The organism is Nitrosomonas cryotolerans ATCC 49181, from assembly GCF_900143275.1.
Classification (GTDB): domain Bacteria; phylum Pseudomonadota; class Gammaproteobacteria; order Burkholderiales; family Nitrosomonadaceae; genus Nitrosomonas; species Nitrosomonas cryotolerans.
In genome coordinates this window covers 2457157-2474719 of sequence record NZ_FSRO01000001.1, presented here as the reverse complement: position 1 = coordinate 2474719, position 17563 = coordinate 2457157, and the positions used below count along the sequence as shown (strand labels likewise).

General features: G+C 40.7%; 14 protein-coding genes. 13 read left to right on the top strand and 1 reads right to left on the bottom strand.

Translation table 11 applies throughout. The features are described from left to right. Nucleotides 1-48 precede the first annotated feature (48 nt). The 5 genes from BUQ89_RS11035 (at nt 49) to BUQ89_RS11015 (ending at nt 3070) form a co-directional block, all read left to right on the top strand. Nucleotides 49-669, top strand: coding sequence for an MlaC/ttg2D family ABC transporter substrate-binding protein (locus tag BUQ89_RS11035; RefSeq protein ID WP_028460720.1), 621 nt, complete (start codon nt 49-51; stop codon nt 667-669). Nucleotides 670-708: 39 nt separating this feature from the next. After that, a complete protein-coding gene (locus tag BUQ89_RS11030) occupies nt 709-1014 on the top strand; it encodes an STAS domain-containing protein (RefSeq protein WP_028460719.1) in 306 nt (101 codons plus the stop codon). A gap of 60 nt (nt 1015-1074) precedes the next feature. After that, nucleotides 1075-2001: an ABC transporter ATP-binding protein gene (locus BUQ89_RS11025; protein WP_177183568.1), complete on the top strand. Its 927-nt coding sequence runs from the start codon at nt 1075-1077 to the stop codon at nt 1999-2001. Next, nucleotides 1998-2753 carry an ABC transporter permease gene (locus BUQ89_RS11020; RefSeq protein WP_028460717.1) on the top strand — a complete coding sequence of 252 codons (756 nt, stop codon included), beginning with the start codon at nt 1998-2000 and terminating at the stop codon, nt 2751-2753. Before BUQ89_RS11025 ends, BUQ89_RS11020 begins: the two co-directional genes overlap by 4 nt. 65 nt (nt 2754-2818) lie before the next feature. After that, entirely contained in the window at nt 2819-3070 is a 252-nt protein-coding gene (locus BUQ89_RS11015; RefSeq protein WP_028460716.1) for a BolA family protein, read from the top strand. A gap of 118 nt (nt 3071-3188) precedes the next feature. On the opposite strand, the gene prsT is transcribed toward BUQ89_RS11015, so the two are convergent. After that, nucleotides 3189-5981 carry an XrtA/PEP-CTERM system TPR-repeat protein PrsT gene (gene prsT / locus BUQ89_RS11010; RefSeq protein WP_028460715.1) on the bottom strand — a complete coding sequence of 931 codons (2793 nt, stop codon included), beginning with the start codon at nt 5979-5981 and terminating at the stop codon, nt 3189-3191. 319 nt (nt 5982-6300) lie between these two features. On the opposite strand from prsT, the gene BUQ89_RS11005 reads away from it, so the two are divergent. From BUQ89_RS11005 to BUQ89_RS10970, 8 genes are all read left to right on the top strand, one after another. Beyond that, the gene (locus tag BUQ89_RS11005) at nt 6301-7581 is read left to right on the top strand and encodes a nucleotide sugar dehydrogenase (protein ID WP_028460714.1); all 1281 of its coding nucleotides are present in this window, start codon (nt 6301-6303) and stop codon (nt 7579-7581) included. A 27-nt stretch (nt 7582-7608) separates the two neighbouring features. Further along, complete coding sequence (locus BUQ89_RS11000; protein ID WP_028460713.1) at nt 7609-8637, top strand: SDR family oxidoreductase; 1029 nt, start codon at nt 7609-7611, stop codon at nt 8635-8637. A gap of 450 nt (nt 8638-9087) precedes the next feature. Further along, nucleotides 9088-9687 (top strand): glutathione S-transferase, encoded by a 600-nt coding sequence (locus BUQ89_RS10995; protein WP_028460712.1) that lies wholly within the window; start codon nt 9088-9090, stop codon nt 9685-9687. A 246-nt stretch (nt 9688-9933) separates the two neighbouring features. Beyond that, nucleotides 9934-13701, top strand: a complete 3768-nt coding sequence (hrpA, locus tag BUQ89_RS10990) for an ATP-dependent RNA helicase HrpA (protein WP_028460711.1) — start codon at nt 9934-9936, stop codon at nt 13699-13701. Between the two features lie 78 nt (nt 13702-13779). Beyond that, a complete protein-coding gene (locus tag BUQ89_RS10985) occupies nt 13780-14061 on the top strand; it encodes a hypothetical protein (protein ID WP_028460710.1) in 282 nt (93 codons plus the stop codon). Between the two features lie 399 nt (nt 14062-14460). Further along, a complete protein-coding gene (locus tag BUQ89_RS10980; RefSeq protein WP_028460709.1) occupies nt 14461-15033 on the top strand; it encodes a LemA family protein in 573 nt (190 codons plus the stop codon). Then, nucleotides 15030-15953, top strand: coding sequence for a GIDE domain-containing protein (locus BUQ89_RS10975; protein WP_051537486.1), 924 nt, complete (start codon nt 15030-15032; stop codon nt 15951-15953). Before BUQ89_RS10980 ends, BUQ89_RS10975 begins: the two co-directional genes overlap by 4 nt. Nucleotides 15954-16230: 277 nt before the next feature. Further along, on the top strand, nt 16231-17151 hold the full coding sequence (locus BUQ89_RS10970) for a GGDEF domain-containing protein (protein ID WP_028460708.1): 921 nt from the start codon (nt 16231-16233) through the stop codon (nt 17149-17151). Nucleotides 17152-17563 lie beyond the last annotated feature (412 nt).

Genomic DNA, 17563 nt, shown 5'->3' with positions numbered 1-17563 from the left:
TTATTTTTAATTTGCTGCATGATATTGAAAAAGATTGATGAGTAAACTATGAAAAAGTATTTTGGGATAATGATGTTGGCAGTTGTTCTTTTATTGGTATTTCCAGCATGGGCGAAGGAAGTGATGGCTCCTGATATACTAGTAGATGAAACTGTACAAGAAGTGATGGATATTATTAAGCAGGATAGTGATATCAAATCTGGAAATAAAGATAGAATTCTTGATTTGGTGGAAAACAAGATACTTCCTCATTTTGATTTCACGCGCATGACTCAGCTGGCTATGGGAAAGAACTGGGCCAAGGCTGCATCTAATCAACAAAGTCAGTTGATTGAAGAATTTCGCACCTTATTGGTCCGGACTTATTCCAACTCGTTATCGGGTTATCAAAACGAGATTATCACAGTTAATCCGATTAATGATTTGGGGAATAAAACGGATACGATGGTGAAAACCCGGGTAAATCAAGGTAAAGGTAGACAGCCTGTACCGATTAATTACAGTATGGAAAAAACGGCTGAAGGCTGGAAAGTTTATGATGTGACCGTAGCAGGAGTCAGCTTGGTTACGAATTACCGTGGCTCTTTTAATAGTCAGATTAGAAAAGGCGGTGTTGAAGGATTGATTAAAACATTAACAGAAAAAAACCGTTCGTTGGAAGGTAAATAGGGAATGGTTATAACCTAAGGCAGCCTGTAATAACTTAAAATGATTCTATGTGAAGATAATAAGATTAAAATCAAAGGGCCGGTAACGATAAACAATGTGATTACTTTGAAAGAGGAAGTCATTTCCTTATTTGTTGATAGTAGTCATTTGGTTGTGGATCTGGAGAATATCCTTGAAGTGGATTCATCTGTGGTCAGTATGTTATTGGAGTGGCTACGTGAATCCAATCGACGGAAATGCCGATTACACTTTGTTAATGTACCAGAAAACATAAGAAGCCTTATTCAACTGTATGGTGTTTCAGAATTCTTGCCATTGGGTCTCAATAATAAATTGACTGATTAACTAATTCATATATCTAATTATGGAAGCCTGTAATTAAAGCTTTTTCTATTTCTTCGTGCCATGATTCCAGCAATTGAAGTCAAACAGGTATATAAACACTTTGATACGGTATGTGCGCTGTCAGATATTCATCTTGAAATTAAAAAAGGTGAGTTTTTTGCTTTGCTGGGCCCAAACGGTGCAGGGAAAACAACGCTGATTAGCATTATTTCGGGGTTATCGCTGGCGAGCGCTGGAACCGTCAGTGTAATGGGATATGATGTTGTTACTGAGTATCGTGAGGCCCGACGTATGCTGGGTGTTGTTCCGCAGGAACTGGTATTTGATCCTTTTTTTACGGTACGTGAAGCATTGGTTATTCAGTCTGGTTATTATGGCATTAAACATAACCATGATTGGATCGATACAATCATTCATAACCTGGATCTGACTGATAAAGCGAATACGAATATGCGAGCGCTATCAGGGGGTATGAAGCGCCGCGTATTGGTTGCCCAGGCGTTAGTGCATAAACCGCCTGTTATTATACTGGATGAACCCACTGCGGGTGTAGATGTCGAATTGCGTCAGACACTCTGGAATTTCATTAAACAGTTAAACCAGGATGGTCATACAATTGTATTAACCACACACTATCTGGAAGAAGCAGAGGCACTGTGTCATCGCGTAGCAATGCTGAAGCAGGGAAAAATTGTAACACTAGACAGTGTGCAAAATCTGATTAGTCATACGGCTCATGATAACCCGGGATATTCTGTGCGTTTGAGATTATCACCCGATATACTGCCGCCAAAACTAGAGAAACAAGTAATTAGCTGTGTCGATGGCTGTTATATTCTTAAAATTGAAGATTATTTTCAGATTGAGCCACTATTAGCACTATTGCGCGAAACGAATATACAGATACTGGAAATGCAGTTACTACAACCTGACCTAGAGGAAGTTTTTGTTAATATAATGAGAAAGAACGAACTTGAATTAAAATGATTGGTTTTTTCACACTCTTGAATAAAGAGCTGCTCCGTTTTTGGAAAGTCGGCTTCCAAACGATACTGGCGCCGATAGTATCCACCTTACTGTATCTATTAATTTTTTTTCATGTGCTAGAAGCACGCGTAGAGATTTATCCTGGTGTGGCTTATACCCTATTTTTAATTCCTGGTTTGATTATGATGTCTGTGCTACAAAATGCTTTTGCTAACGCATCATCGAGCCTGATTCAATCAAAAATCAGTGGTAACATTGTTTTCGTCTTGTTGTCACCCTTATCTTATCGGGAGATATTCTTTGCATATATATTAGCGTCGGTCGTGCGAGGCCTGATGGTGGGCGCAGGTGTTTATTTAATAACTTTAATTTTTTTTGACCTCCCATTGTACTTGCCATTATGGATACTATTGTTTGTGATAATGGGCAGCGCTTTGCTAGGTGCATTAGGAGTCATTGCCGGCATCTGGGCAGAAAAATTTGATCAGCTCGCCGCTTTCCAGAACTTTATTATTATGCCGCTGACATTTTTATCGGGTGTATTTTATACGATTCATTCATTACCACCTGTCTGGCAACATTTATCGCATCTTAACCCATTTTTCTATATGATCGATGGATTTCGCTATGGTTTCTTTGGTGTCTCGGATATTTCACCTTATTTTAGTTTAATGATTGTAACAGCGTGTTTTGTAGCGATATCGGCTCTGGCGATACAAATACTAAAAACAGGCTATAAGTTGCGACATTAGGTTCTGCTTTTTAAACTGGTATATCAAAATAACATGCTGAGAGGTCTATGCATGAAGGAGATTGAATGATTACAGCTGAAGATATTAAACATTATATTGAAACGTCTTTGCCATGTGAGTTGGTGAAAGTGGAAGGAGACGATGGTCACCACTTCAATGCAGTTATTGTGAGTGCCGAATTTCGTGATAAAAGCGTAATTCAACAGCATCAGCTTGTGTACACTTCACTTGGGGATAGAATGAAACAAGAAATTCACGCATTGTCAATGAAAACGCTGACACCTGAACAGTGGTCGGAAAACATTCAGCATGACTAATGCAATGATATTTATGAACTTATAACGTCTGAGCCCAACAGATGGACTCCTGCTGTTCCCAGGAACCCATCTGTTGTTAAATGAATGGCGTAATAATATTAATCGGTATGTTAGTACGTTATTGAACCTGTTTTAATAATGCCTGAGCATCATTAAACCTTGGAAAATTCTTGTCTGAAACCAGTAATTTTTCGAGAATGTCCCGCGCCTTAGTTCTATCGCCTGACTTTACTAATCCGAATGCATGATGATATTGAATCTCGCTTGCTTCTGGTGCCAGAAAAGCTGCTTTTTCTAAGAGCGGTAAAGCCCGAGTTATATTTCCTTCTCCTACCAGAATCCATCCTAGAGTATCTAGAATCGCAGGTGAATTAGGGGCTTGCTTATAGGCTCTCTCTGCATATGCTAGTGCGCGAGGATCCTTTTCCTGCTGATAGAGCCATGCTAAATTATTGAGTGTTGATGTATGCTCTGGGTATTGTTTTAGAATAGATTGATATTCCTGAACCGCTGCATCAAATTGTTGCTTTTCCAGATAATTTTCTGCGAGATATAAACGAGCAATTGAATCACCTGGATATTTATTTAACCATTGGTTTAGTCTGGAATTGGCTTCCTTTTCTTTCCCTGTTTGACTTAATGTTGCGTGTAGTTTGACGATTAATGGACTGCTTGGGGCGATAAGAAATGCCTGTTCATATGCCTTCAAAGCACGCTCAGGTTTTTTCTGTCCCATTAGCAAGTCACCTTCGAGTATATAGCCGATAGGCAGCTGATTATGCTCTTTCTGTATTTTCTGGGATATGCTGAATGCTTCATTTTCATTTTTATTCTGCACAGCAAGTCTAAATTGCAGCACCTGCGCATCCAGATAATCGGGTTGCATTTTTAAAGCTTTTTTCAGGGCAATTGAAGCGGCCGATTGATTCTGCATAGCAGCGTGAATAGTGGCTATCTTTAGCTGAGCAGCAGCAGACTTTGGTAAATTGACAGCGAGCCTTTCGTAGCTTTCTAGTGCTGCAGACTGATTACCATTGGCAAATTGTGCCTGTCCCAGAGTTTCCAAGACACTCGGCTGGTTTGGATAAGTCCCATACAATTTCTGGGCAAGGGTAAGTGATTTTTTCTTTTCACCTAGGTGTAGATAATGTGTGGCAAGTTGTATAGCCGGTTCCATAGCATTCGGATTCTTGCTGCTTGCTAATTCCAGCCAGTTCGTTGCCTCGTTAATGTTACCCTGGGACTGAGCAAGGTCAGCTAATGCATTCATGGCCTGGATATTTTTTTCATCCTTTTTTAGAATCGCTTCAAAACGTTTCTTGGCAGCATCCGGATTCTTTTCCTGAATATCTAGTCGTGCTAGATTTTTGATTGCAGGGAAATAATCCGATTGAATTGAGAGTGCCCGATTAAAGCTGATGCGTGCATTGGAGAAGTCTTGCTTACCTAAATAAATGCCCCCCTTTAGATTTTTATAAAGAGGATTATCGGGCTCCTCTTTTTCAAGTACTTTTACTGTAGATAAGGCTTTATCAAATTCTTTTAAGCGAAGGTGGGTTAGAGTCAGCAGAATAGCGGCTCTGGGAGAGGCTGTATCTAAATTCTTTGCGAGTTCCAGTTCTGCAATAGCGTGATTACTATCTCCCAGCGCTAATTTACTCATACCGAGGGCAGTGTGGAGTGTTGCATTATCCGGTGCAAGTTCATTTGCCTTTTCGAGGTATGCGGTCGCTTTTGTAAAATCTTTGGCCTGCATATAGGCTTCTCCAGCCAGAGCTAATAATTGAGGATCCTCCTGCACGATATCAAGTGTTGGGGTCAGAATATTAATTGCTTGCTGTGTTTGGTTGCTTTTTAGTAGGATAGCTACCATTAATTTGCGTGCATATAGATTACCCGGAATTCTTTTTAAGTATTTTTCTAGATACTGTTCTGCCTGTAATAACGATCCTAAGGAGAATTGCGCGGCGCCGGCAAGCAATATACTGGGTAAATGTTCTGGTGCGACATTGAGAATTTGTTGTGTTGATGCGAGTGCATCAGATTGCCTTCCCTGGCTAAAATCCAGAAGTGCTTGAGTATAAATGACCGATAATGCATTGGATGATATCTTGCGTGCCGCATCAATGCTTTTTGCTGCCGCATCAAATTCTCTTGTACCGATTTCTATGATGGCCCGGTTAATATAAGCTGAGAAATAGCCAGGTTCTAATTGAATAACCTGATTATAAGCTGCCAAGGCTTGTTCGATTTTGCCTTGAGCACGTAATAAATCAGCTTTGAAAAACCAGGCATCCGCGTTATCCGGATTCTTGGTTATCGCCTGTTCAGAAAATTTTATCGTCATCTCTGGATTTTTCTCAGAAAGCGAATAATTAGCGAGTCCGATTAACGCACCGGGAGAGTCGGGTTCTTTTTTAAGTATCTGTTCAAAGACATTCCTGGCATCCTGATATTTACCTAATGCCAGAAATGCATTGCCACGCAATAGTAATAATTCGGTTGGATTGTTCGTGGCTGAAAGCATTTCTGTTTTATCCAGTAATTGCTGGAATTCACCAAGATTAAATAATACTTTGCCCAAGTCAGGTAATACCTTGCCAGGATCGCTTCCGAGTCTCAGCGCTCTACTTAATTCCTTTTCTGCTGCTTTATGATCACCTGTCTGGTTATAGATAGTGCCGAGAAGATAGCGTGCCTCTGAATTATCGGGATCTTGTTGCAAAGCATTTTTAAGCTGAATAATGGCTGCTTTATCGTTTCCACTCTGTTGGTATTGTGTGGCTTCTGAGATTAGTACTTGGGTATCCTTGGCCTCACTACAGGCGACTAGACTTCCACTAATGAGTAGAATCGGAATCAAAATAGTGAATAAATTTTTTCTAAAAATGCTAATGTTGATGCTACGCATGTAAATACCTCTCTTTTTGTCTATGCTATGAACTTTATAGATTCGATTCAGATAATTCCAGCACTTATGAGTGTCATTATCTATCTTTTTTTCGATAACTCTGTTATTTATAGCACATAAAAGTGATATTTTATTTTAGATATCATTGCTTAATAACACGCTAATTATCAATAATCAGCTATCTTGGCAATGGTAAGTCGATAGAGTCAGCGCGAGCGCTGTTCTTCAGTACAGTATCCATTGATATCGTTTCGAATTTATATTAAAAAGTGTGTTTGTGGAAATGTATACGAAAAATTAGTGGAGAAAACAAATAGATATGGATACAGTCGCAGTTGTTGGATTGGGTTATGTGGGGCTGCCTCTTGCAGTTGAATTTGGAAAGAAACAGCAAACAATCGGTTACGATTTTTCTATTAGTAAGGTCGAGAGCTATCAGCGGTATATCGATCCAACCGGTGAGGTTGCATCGGCGGATTTACAGCAAGCAAGCAAGCTGGTTGTGACGTCTAGCCCAACTGCATTATCTCAGGCGGACTATATTATTGTTGCGGTACCTACACCTGTGGATCTTTCCCATCAACCTGATTTTAAAGCACTGATTAGTGCAAGTGAGAGTGTTGGTGAAAATATGAAACGGGGTGCTATTATTGTCTACGAATCCACCGTATATCCTGGGGTGACGGAGGAAATTTGTATTCCGGTATTGGAACGGTGCTCAGGCATGACATGGAAGGAAGATTTTCACGTGGGCTATTCGCCGGAGCGGATTAATCCTGGTGATAAACAACATACTTTGACTACTATTCTTAAGGTTGTGGCAGGCGACAGTGAAGATACATTAGAGAAGATAGCACGACTATATGAGCGCATTGTGACTGCTGGAGTATACCGTGCATCCAGTATCAAGGTTGCGGAAGCCGCCAAAGTGATTGAGAATACGCAGCGTGATTTAAATATTGCGCTGATGAATGAGTTAGCGATTATTTTTGATAAGCTGGGAATTGATACATTAGAAATTTTAGAGGCGGCGGGGACTAAATGGAATTTTCTTCCTTTCCGTCCCGGTCTGGTCGGTGGACACTGTATCGGGGTAGATCCCTATTACTTAACGCATAAAGCAGAAATGGTCGGTTATATTCCTCAGGTAATATTAGCCGGACGCCGTATTAATGACAACATGGCAAAGTTTATTGCAGAGCAAACGATCAAGCAAATTATCAAGGCTGGTTTCAATGTTCTGGGAGCTAAAGTCAATATACTTGGACTGACTTTTAAGGAAAATTGCCCGGATTTAAGGAATTCTAAAGTTATTGACGTGATTCGTGAGCTTCAGGATTATGGCGTTGAAATTCACATCCATGACCCTGTCGCAAATTTTAAAGAAGCCTTACATGAGTACACGATGGAAATTGAATCATGGGAAAGCCTTCCGCAGGCTGAAGCGATGATTGTTGCGGTTTCTCATCGGGAATTTACCATGAAAACTATTGCAGATCTCCAATCTAAGCTTGTTCAAAATGGTTGTTTCATTGACGTTAAGTCACAGTTTGATCAGACAGCATTTCGTGCGGCAGGTTTTAATGTTTGGCGACTCTAATTTGATATTATCGGGAATTGGCTAAGTATGACACGATATCAAAATATTCAACGACACCTGAGTGAAAATCAGTATTGTTGGTTAATCACCGGTGTTGCTGGTTTTATTGGATCTAATTTGTTAGAAACGCTGTTGAAGCTGAATCAGAGAGTGATTGGGTTAGATAATTTTTCAACGGGCTATCAATATAATCTGGATCAGGTTGAAAGTCTGGTTGGGGCGGCCGCCTGGGCTAATTTTAGTTTTTTGAAAGGGGATATTCGTCATTTGGAGGATTGTAACAAGGCCTGTCAAAATGTTGACCTCGTGCTACATCAAGCTGCCCTGGGATCTGTTCCGCGTTCAATTGAAGACCCAATTTTAACGCATGAAAATAATATTTCCGGATTTCTGAATATGCTGGTAGCCTCTCGGAATGCTTCAGTGAAACGCTTTGTTTATGCTGCATCCAGCTCAACTTATGGTGATCATCCTGATTTACCGAAGGTAGAATCGGTGATTGGACAGCCGCTTTCCCCGTATGCAGTGACCAAATATGCTAATGAACTTTATGCAAATGTATTTACACGTTGTTATGGCACTGAATCTATCGGATTACGTTATTTTAATGTATTTGGCCCAAGGCAGGATCCAAATGGTGCTTACGCTGCCGTAATCCCACAATGGATTGCAGCACTGATAAAAAATAAAACATTGTATATTAATGGGGATGGTGAAACCAGCCGGGATTTTTGTTTTATTGATAACGTGGTCCAGGCTAATTTGCTTGCAGCATTGGCTGATGACTCGGAATCGGTTAACCAAATCTATAATGTGGCGCTCAGTGAACGTACGACACTGAATCAGCTTTATGAAATGATGCGTTCAATATTGATTGAGCGCTTTCCTCACCTTCGTGATCATCGGCCCGAATATGTTGCTTTCCGAGAGGGCGATGTTCGTCATTCTCAAGCCAGTATTATCAAGGCTCAGGATTTACTGGGTTTTGAACCGACCCATCCCATTGATGACGGGCTTAAGCATGCTATGGATTGGTATACTGCTAATCTTTCATAGATCCTGCATGCTTGCTTGTATTTAGCTTTGGGAATGGGGTTCGTTTAGGGTCATTGGCACTCTAACTGGCTTTTTACCTTTTTATACTCGGGGTATTGTTGGAATTATTCTGGATGTTTTGGAGCGTTGCCTGACTATATTCAGGGATGCCTTACCGATTTCCGGGACTTATGGTTACTTTGGTATTCATCCCTTTGGCAAGAGTCATCGCCAGTTAGTTTTCCGAAAAACTATTTTTATTCTCATGAGCAAGCCGGCTAAGGTGGAGGGTTATATTTCAGAAAACGAAATTTCACTGCTGTGTAGTTTATAGTGAAGCTGGATACGTCTTCTGTACACAAGCCACAGGCAATCGCGCTGTTTGTAAATTAATGAGTCAGAATGTTTCGAAACAAATGAAGAATAAAATCGAGCTTCAGCATAAGCTTTATATTAATCTATAATTTCATCATGAAACCTTTGCTTTATACATTTCGCCGTTGCCCATATGCAATTCGTGCCAGATTGGCAATCAAGATCAGTGGTGTTGAAGTAGATATGCAAGAAGTCAGTTTACGTAACAAACCTAAAGCATTGCTGGATTGTTCTCCAAAAGGAACTGTACCAGTCCTGAAGCTTGCTGATGGACGTATTATTGAAGAAAGTCTGGACATCATGCAATGGGCGTTATCGATTCATGATCCAGAAAGCTGGATGGATAAAAGTGGTGGCCTGTCTGCAGAAGCAAAATCCTTGATTGATCAGAACGACGGATCTTTTAAATATTTTCTTGACCGTTATAAGTACGCAGACCGGTTTCCAGAAAACTCTGTGAGCTATTATCGCGAGCAAGCAGAGAGATTTTTGATGGCACTGAATACCCGTTTGAGTCAACATTGCTATTTAATAGGTAATCACCCGACACTTCCCGATATGGCTATATTTCCATTTGTTCGCCAGTTTGCTCATGTTGATCATGGCTGGTTCTATGCATCCAATTACAACTATTTAATTAATTGGTTAGACGCCTTGTTGGAATCAACGTTATTTAATACAGTTATGCAGAAATAAATAAAGATCCCGTTTGGCAGAAATATACTTATATTCGGCTAGGCAATGATCTGGCTCTTTAATCGTTAAACGGCTGGATTATTTCTCGTCAAATATATCCCGCCGTGTCCCTTGTTGACTTGTTGTGCTGGATTATTGATTCGAGACCTTTGCAAAATCCCAATAGTTTAAAAATTAACCTTTTGTAATCAATAGTATAAAACTTCTGGCGAGGGCTTTTGCAAAAACCTCTCTTAAATTGGTATCATGAAAAAAATTCATCCCGCAGATTTAACGCGACGTCTTGTTAACCTTCCCAAGCCGACCTATCCAGAAGATCTTCCGGTAATTGTGCGCCGACAGGAGATAATGGATGCGATTAAAGAAAATCAGGTGGTTATTGTTTGTGGAGAAACAGGTTCAGGTAAGACAACACAATTACCGAAAATCTGTCTTGAGCTCAAGCGAGGTGTTACGGGACTAATCGGCCATACGCAGCCACGGCGTATTGCAGCCCGTACGGTAGCAAAGCGAATTGCTGCTGAACTGAATAGCCCGCTTGGTCATACTGTTGGTTATAAGGTACGGTTCTCCGATAAAGTCAGTGCGAATACGTATATTAAACTCATGACGGATGGGATTTTGCTGGCTGAAACGCAAAGCGATCCTCTGCTACAGGCTTATGACACTTTGATCATTGATGAGGCGCATGAGCGTAGCTTGAATATTGATTTTCTGCTTGGATATCTTAAGCAGTTATTGTTGAGGCGCCCGGATTTAAAACTTATCGTAACTTCCGCAACGATTGATGCACAACGTTTTTCCAGACATTTTAATGATGCGTCAGTAATTGAAGTGACTGGGCGGATGTATCCGGTAGCCGTGCATTATCGCCCTGTTACTGCTGAAGATGATGAAGACTCGGATAGCCAGCAGGCCATTCTTGATGCGATAGCTGAAGTGATGCAAATTGGCTCGGGAGATATACTGGTGTTTCTTCCGGGTGAGCGAGAAATCAGAGAAACTACCGAGGCATTACGTAAACATCATTTTGGCAGAATGAAGTTGGGTCCGGCTGATATATCAATCTTGCCATTATTTGCTCGCTTGTCATTTTCTGAGCAAGAGCGGGTATTCAAGACGGAAGCGGTACGCCGTATTATATTGGCTACCAATGTGGCAGAGACTTCATTGACTGTTCCTGGTATCCGTTATGTGATTGATACAGGCTGGGCGCGTGTCAATCGCTACAGTTATCGCAATAAGGTAGTACAGCTACAATTAGAGAAAATCTCCCGTGCTTCCGCTAACCAGAGAGCCGGACGTTGTGGACGGATAGCAAGCGGTGTGTGTATTCGTTTGTATGCGGAAGAAGATTATCTTGCTCGAGTGGAATTTACCGATCCTGAAATTCTCCGCTCTTCATTGGCCGCAGTGATTCTGCGTATGAAATCACTGAAAATTGGGGATGTCGAGAGTTTTCCGTTTATCGAACCGCCTTCATCGCGCATGATTGCGGATGGTTATCGATTATTGGCCGAATTGGGCGCGGTAGATGATAACCGGCAATTGACACGTATCGGCTGGCAATTGGCCAAATTTCCGATTGATCCAAGAATTGCCCGTATGATATTGGCGGCAAAAGATGAAAATTCTTTGAATGAAGTGCTTATTATTGCGTCTGCATTAAGTTTACAAGATCCACGTGACAGGCCATTTGAACGACAGGATGCTGCTGACAGGGCGCATCAGTGTTTTCAAGATGAGCGTTCTGATTTCTTGAGTTATCTAAAACTATGGGTGTTTTTTGAAGAATTATTGCGAGATAAGAAATCTCATCGTAAGCTGGTCGCGCAGTGTCAAGAAAAATTTTTATCCTATCGTAGAATGCGTGAATGGCGTGAAATCCACGCTCAGCTGCATGGATTAGTCATGGATTTAGGTCTTAAACCCAATCAAGTTCCAGCTGATTATGTTGAAATTCATCGTGCATTGTTGGCTGGGTTACTGGGTAATATTGGCTTTAAAACCGAGAAAGAAAGTGAATATCTTGGTGCCAGAGGAATTAAATTTTCTATTTTTCCAGGTTCGGTATTGAAGAAAGGAAAATCAAAATGGATTGTCGTTGCTGAATTGATCGAAACGACAAAACTTTATGGACGTTGTGTTGCAAAAATTGATCCGATATGGCTGGAAGGTATCGCAGGTCGTTTGTGTAAGCAACATTATTCTGATCCTCACTGGGAAAAACAACCGGCACAGGTGATTGCTTATGAACGTGTGACGCTCTACGGGCTCCCCATCGTGCCAAAAAGGCAAATACATTATGGGAAGATCAATTCACAGGAATCACGAGAGATCTTTATCCGAGGGGCCTTGGTAGCAGGTGAGTATGTGACCCCAGCATTATTCTTTGAGCATAACCGAAAGCGTATTAGTGAGATAGAAGAATTGGAACATAAAGCACGGCGCCAAGATGTATTGGTAGATGAGCAGGCTATCTTTTCTTTTTACGATGCAATTGTTCCGATGGAAATCTATAACGGTGCAGGATTTGAAAAATGGCGCAAGCAGGCCGAGCGGGAGAATCCGCAGCTGCTTTATCTTAGCCGCACATATTTAATGCGTCATGAAGCCGATCGTGTTACTGAAGCACAGTTTCCCGAAAATATGCAGTTGGATGGTAAAGATGAATTACCACTGAGCTATCGTTTCGAGCCAGGGCATGTGCTGGATGGTGTGACGGTTAGTGTTCCGCTGCCATTACTTAATCAGCTTGATGCGAAGCAATTTGACTATCTGGTACCGGGATTGATTCGTGAGAAGATCACCTGGCATTTTAAAGCGCTACCAAAACAGATACGCCGTTATTTAATACCCTTGCCAGAATCGGTTACCCAATTTCTGCAAAGCCTGCAAGTCGGTGTCAATGCCAGTGCACTAAGTGATCTATTGGCAACCTTTGTTTTAAGGAAGACCGGTACCTCAGTTCCAGTGGATGCCTGGACAGACAAGGATCTGCCGATACATTTATTGATGAATTTCAAGGTGGTAGATGATGCGGGGGAAGAACTGGCAATGAGCCGTAATCTTGTGCAATTACAAGCGCAGCTCGGTCAGGTGGCACAATTAACCTTTTCTCAGCCGGATTCCGGCGAACAGGTGAGTATTGAACGTGACAATGTGATGCGTTGGGATTTTGGTGATTTGCCTGTTGAGATTATTTTTACGCGTATGGGTAAACAGTTGACTGGTTATCCGACACTACTGGATGAAGAAGACAGTGTTGCGATTCGCCTGCTCGATACAAGAGATGCTGCTGAAGAATCTATGCGAGCTGGGATGCGGCGATTATTGTGCTTTGAACTCAAGGATAATTTAAAGTACCTGGACAAAAAATTGTCTGGGCTAAAACAAGTAACGTTACAATTCACCGCTCTTATCAGTCCGGATGTACTTAAACAAGATATGCTAACCGTCATTGTTGATCGCGCTTTTATCGGGGAAGATGTATTGCCACGCAGTGAACACCTGTTTACAGTGCAGAAACAACGCGCGCGTGCACGTTTGCCCACTGTAGCTGAGGCATTAATTTACTTAATGCAAAATATCGGCAATGAATATCAATCATTCAGAGAGCGTTTATCGGGAGTAGGAAAAAATCATCAGAGATTAAAAAGTGAGTTAAGTATCCAGTTGGAAAATCTTATTTATCCCGGATTTCTCGGTGCTACACAATGGGAACGGTTACAGCATTTTCCGCGCTATTTAAAAGGAATGTCTATGCGTCTGGATAAATTTTCCTTAAATCCAGTGCGGGATGAACGCCATGAATCCGATATTGCGTTGCTATGGAAACAATATATACAACGCCTGGAGAAACACCGTGAGGTAGGGGTCAACGACGCCAGTCTGGCTGAATTTCGTTGGCAGATCGAGGAATTGCGCATTTCTTTGTTCGCCCAGGAATTGAAAACGCCATATCCGGTATCGGCTAAGCGATTACAGAGACTATGGGAAAAAATCAGAGGATAGATGCTTTACAAGTGCCGTTTTCTTGGATGAGCTATTTTTTTATGAATTGCGGGATATCATTCTTAATTATGACGAATCATGCAACCTACTGTACTGATTGATCAACATCGCCATACAGCGATCATTGTGGCGACAAATCGCAAAAAACAGCTTGTAATTAAGTTGGGAAAAGGCAAGCTTACGGTGTCATCTATTTCAACAAAAGAAATTAAGGCACAAGGTTATACTGTGAGCGATTATCCACCTAAGCTGGCAGCGCAGTCCTATTTGTATCATGGTGCAGGTGTGAGCGACCGTGCCAAACGCTACCTCGAAGAAATTGCCAATGGAGAGTTTCCGGGTATGCTGGTATTGGCATAAGCTATTTTTGCTGGATTAGATGCAATCTTTAATGAGGTATCGATCAGTAAATAAGCGGGGAAACAGCACGCTATTTTGTAATGTGGATAGCGCCCCTTTATCCTACACTTCTACTCTTATTTTCAGTAATGTCTATCTGGAACCTTCGCAAGAACTATTCCTATTATTTTAATATATTGATTTACAAAGATTAATAATTTGTAATAACGGTTTTGTGAGAATGCTGTCTTTATTTTTATCCTGTCATTATCGGGATAGAAGTATATCAAAACGTAGGTAGATGATAGGACAAGCGATTATCTGCCAAAAAGGAATCAGGGAATAAAGCGGATGTTTTTTGTGTGCCTGTTTGTCAGGAGAGTTGAGTCCGTCTTGGCAACTAATTAGAGGTTAATCACTATGGATGTTTCAACACTGGTTATTGTTGCAGTGCTGTGTATTGTACTTGTTTATGGCGTTTTCATTTATAACAATCTGGTACAGTTAAAACATAATGTATCCAAGGCTTGGGCGAATATCGATGTGTTGCTAAAACAGCGCCATGATGAATTACCCAAGCTGGTTGAAACGTGCAAACAATATATGCATTACGAGAAAGATGCTTTGGAGGCGATTATCAAGGCCCGTTCGGCGGTTTCCACAGCTCGGCAAGATTCAGACATCAAGTCATTGGGTGTGGCAGAGACTCAGCTACGTCTGGGTCTGGGTAATTTATTTGCACTGGCTGAGTCATATCCGGAATTAAAGGCAAGCGAGTCATTTCAATATTTACAATCCCGCATTACAGGTTTAGAACAAGGTATTGCGGATCGTCGGGAATTCTATAATGAATCAACCAATCTGAGTAATATTCGGATTGAACAGTTTCCTGATGTGCTGGTTGCGCGCAAGATGGGATTCAAAGCTTTTGATCTATTGGAGTTTTCAGAAGTGGAGAAAACGGATATTGATATGAATATGCTATTCAGATGAATGTAAGTTCATGGCTGGTTACGCTCAACGGTGATGAAATCACATTATACTTGATTGCGGCATCTGCGATGATGTTAGCGTGTCTTGGCCTGGTATTTTACTATTTAAGACGAGCACGCCTGATTGAGGATATGCCAACTTCAAGAATCCGTTCAGCAGCACAAGGTTATGTGGAGTTAATTGGCACCGTGTCTCGTAGCGAAATGGCAGAAATGGTCGCGCCGCTTTCCGGTATACCTTGTGTCTGGTTTGATTATAAGGTGCAACGGTATAGACGCGCCGGTAAAAGTGGTCATTGGCATACGATTACTCAGGGGACGAGTAAGCAATGCTTTCAGATTGATGATGGGACGGGCACTTGTAGTGTTAATCCACAAGGTGCGGAAGTGATTACGGAACATTCGCGTACTTGGCATGGTGACAGTGAGATGCCTCGATATCGTGTCAGAAATAATAATCCTATACTTCGAGTCTTACGCGGACATCGCTATCGCTACATTGAAAAATTTATCTACATCCATGACGTGGTCTATGCGCTTGGTCACTTCCAAAGCTCGGGAGGAGGTCGACAGATACCGAGCCACCACGAGCTAATGGGAGCGGTGATTCGAGAATGGAAGCAGAACTACCAACAGCTATTGCAGCGTTTTGACAGCAATAATAAGGGTGAAATAGATTTGCAGGAGTGGGAACAAGTACGGCAGGCGGCGAGTAAGGAAGCAGAAATCCGCCATCGTCGTTTATCTAACATGCCAACGACCTATACGCTGAGTAATACAACGAATAAGCGACATCCTTTTATCATTTCGACGCACAGTCAGAGAAAATTATCTGAAAAATTTCGCTGTTATGCTGTAGTCTCCTTGATTACTAGCCTGTTTTCTGGGTATTTTCTGATTATATTAGCTGATAAGCTTTAATTTTTATCATTAATACGATTATTGATGTAACAGCCATACCGATAGATTAATTCTATCTTATATGACCATTCTATATCCTCGGGTATTATATAATGGAGGCGTTTAAACAAACCAGTGGACGAGGTGCTATCTATGTAAGCTCCTTTTCTAACCCAATTATCTGTTATTTTTAAATTGTGCCATTTCTCTGATAAATTTACGAGATTAGATGCATGATTATTAATTATAGAATAAATTTTTAAAAAACAAGAAGTAATAATGGAAATATATAAAATTCATGTCGGTAGAGAGTAACGATTCAGTTTTTCTGAGTAAAATAGAATTTAAATTAAATATTCATTTTTTTATTCAAGTATTGGATGCTATTCCGGACTTGGTTTTTATCAAAGATCGTCAGCATCGATTTATTTTTATAAATAAATCACTCGAGCAATTTCTTGGTTTTTGTCGTAATGAAATGGTTGGCAGGACTGATGATCATTTCTTTCCTAAAAACCAGGTGAAAATTTTTAAAGAAGTGGATGAACGAGTTTTTCAGGAAAGAAAGGTTACTATTAATGAAGAGGAGATAACTGATTCAAAAGGAAAAATAAGTATTTTAGAAACAAAAAAAAATGTTTTTGAAACAATTAATGGTGAACTGATTTTAGTCGGCGTTATAAAGGATATAACCGTATTACGTCATACACAGCTTACTTTAGAAGAGTCTAATAAAAAGCTTTTTAAAAAGGCATATATTGATGCATTAACTGGCTTGCCTAATAGAAGATATTTGGGAAGCTGTATGACGTTGGCGTTAGAAAAAGCAAAGCAAAATAATTGCTCATTTGCTGTCTTATTTATAGATCTGGATAGATTCAAGATAGCAAATGATACTTTTGGTCATGATGTGGGTGATGAGCTGCTGATACAAGTCAGTCAGCGAATCAAGCGGGCAATTAGGAAGAATGATAGTGTTATAAGAATGGGTGGAGATGAATTTGTTGTGTTGGTTAATGATTCTTCAGAAAAAAGTGTAATTCGTATCAGCAAGTCAATCGAAAATGAGCTGATGCGCGATTTCGTGATTCAGGGCCATGTCATAAATATTGAGGCAAGTATAGGCATTGCTATTTATCCCCAGAATGGGAGAAGTATTGATGCATTACTTAAAATTGCTGATAGTAATATGTATATCAATAAAAAGCGGCATAGGTGAATGAATAAATGTGGGTTGTATCTATTACTCTAATTTAGAATTATTTTAGTTTGCCATTCGACTGTGAGTTATTCTGAGCGCCGCGCTATCTATTTACATACATTTTTTCCATTTAGGTATCTGCTGGCCTAGAGCTTATACCAGTAATATTCATATTCTCACCATCTGCCCGTTGAGGCTTTTGCCAAAACCTTCGACAGAAGTTTTAGTATATTGATTATAAAGAGTTAATTTTTCAACTATTGAGGTTTTGCAAAGGTTTCCCGCTATATAAATTAGCGAGTGGATCGTTTCTGTGATGGCGATGAGGTTGGCTCGCAATCGGTATGGAAGGGATGAATGACTTCCTGTCAATTTTCTCATTTCGGGTCTTGTTACACCAGTTTTTAGCTATTTATACCTGCAGTAAGGT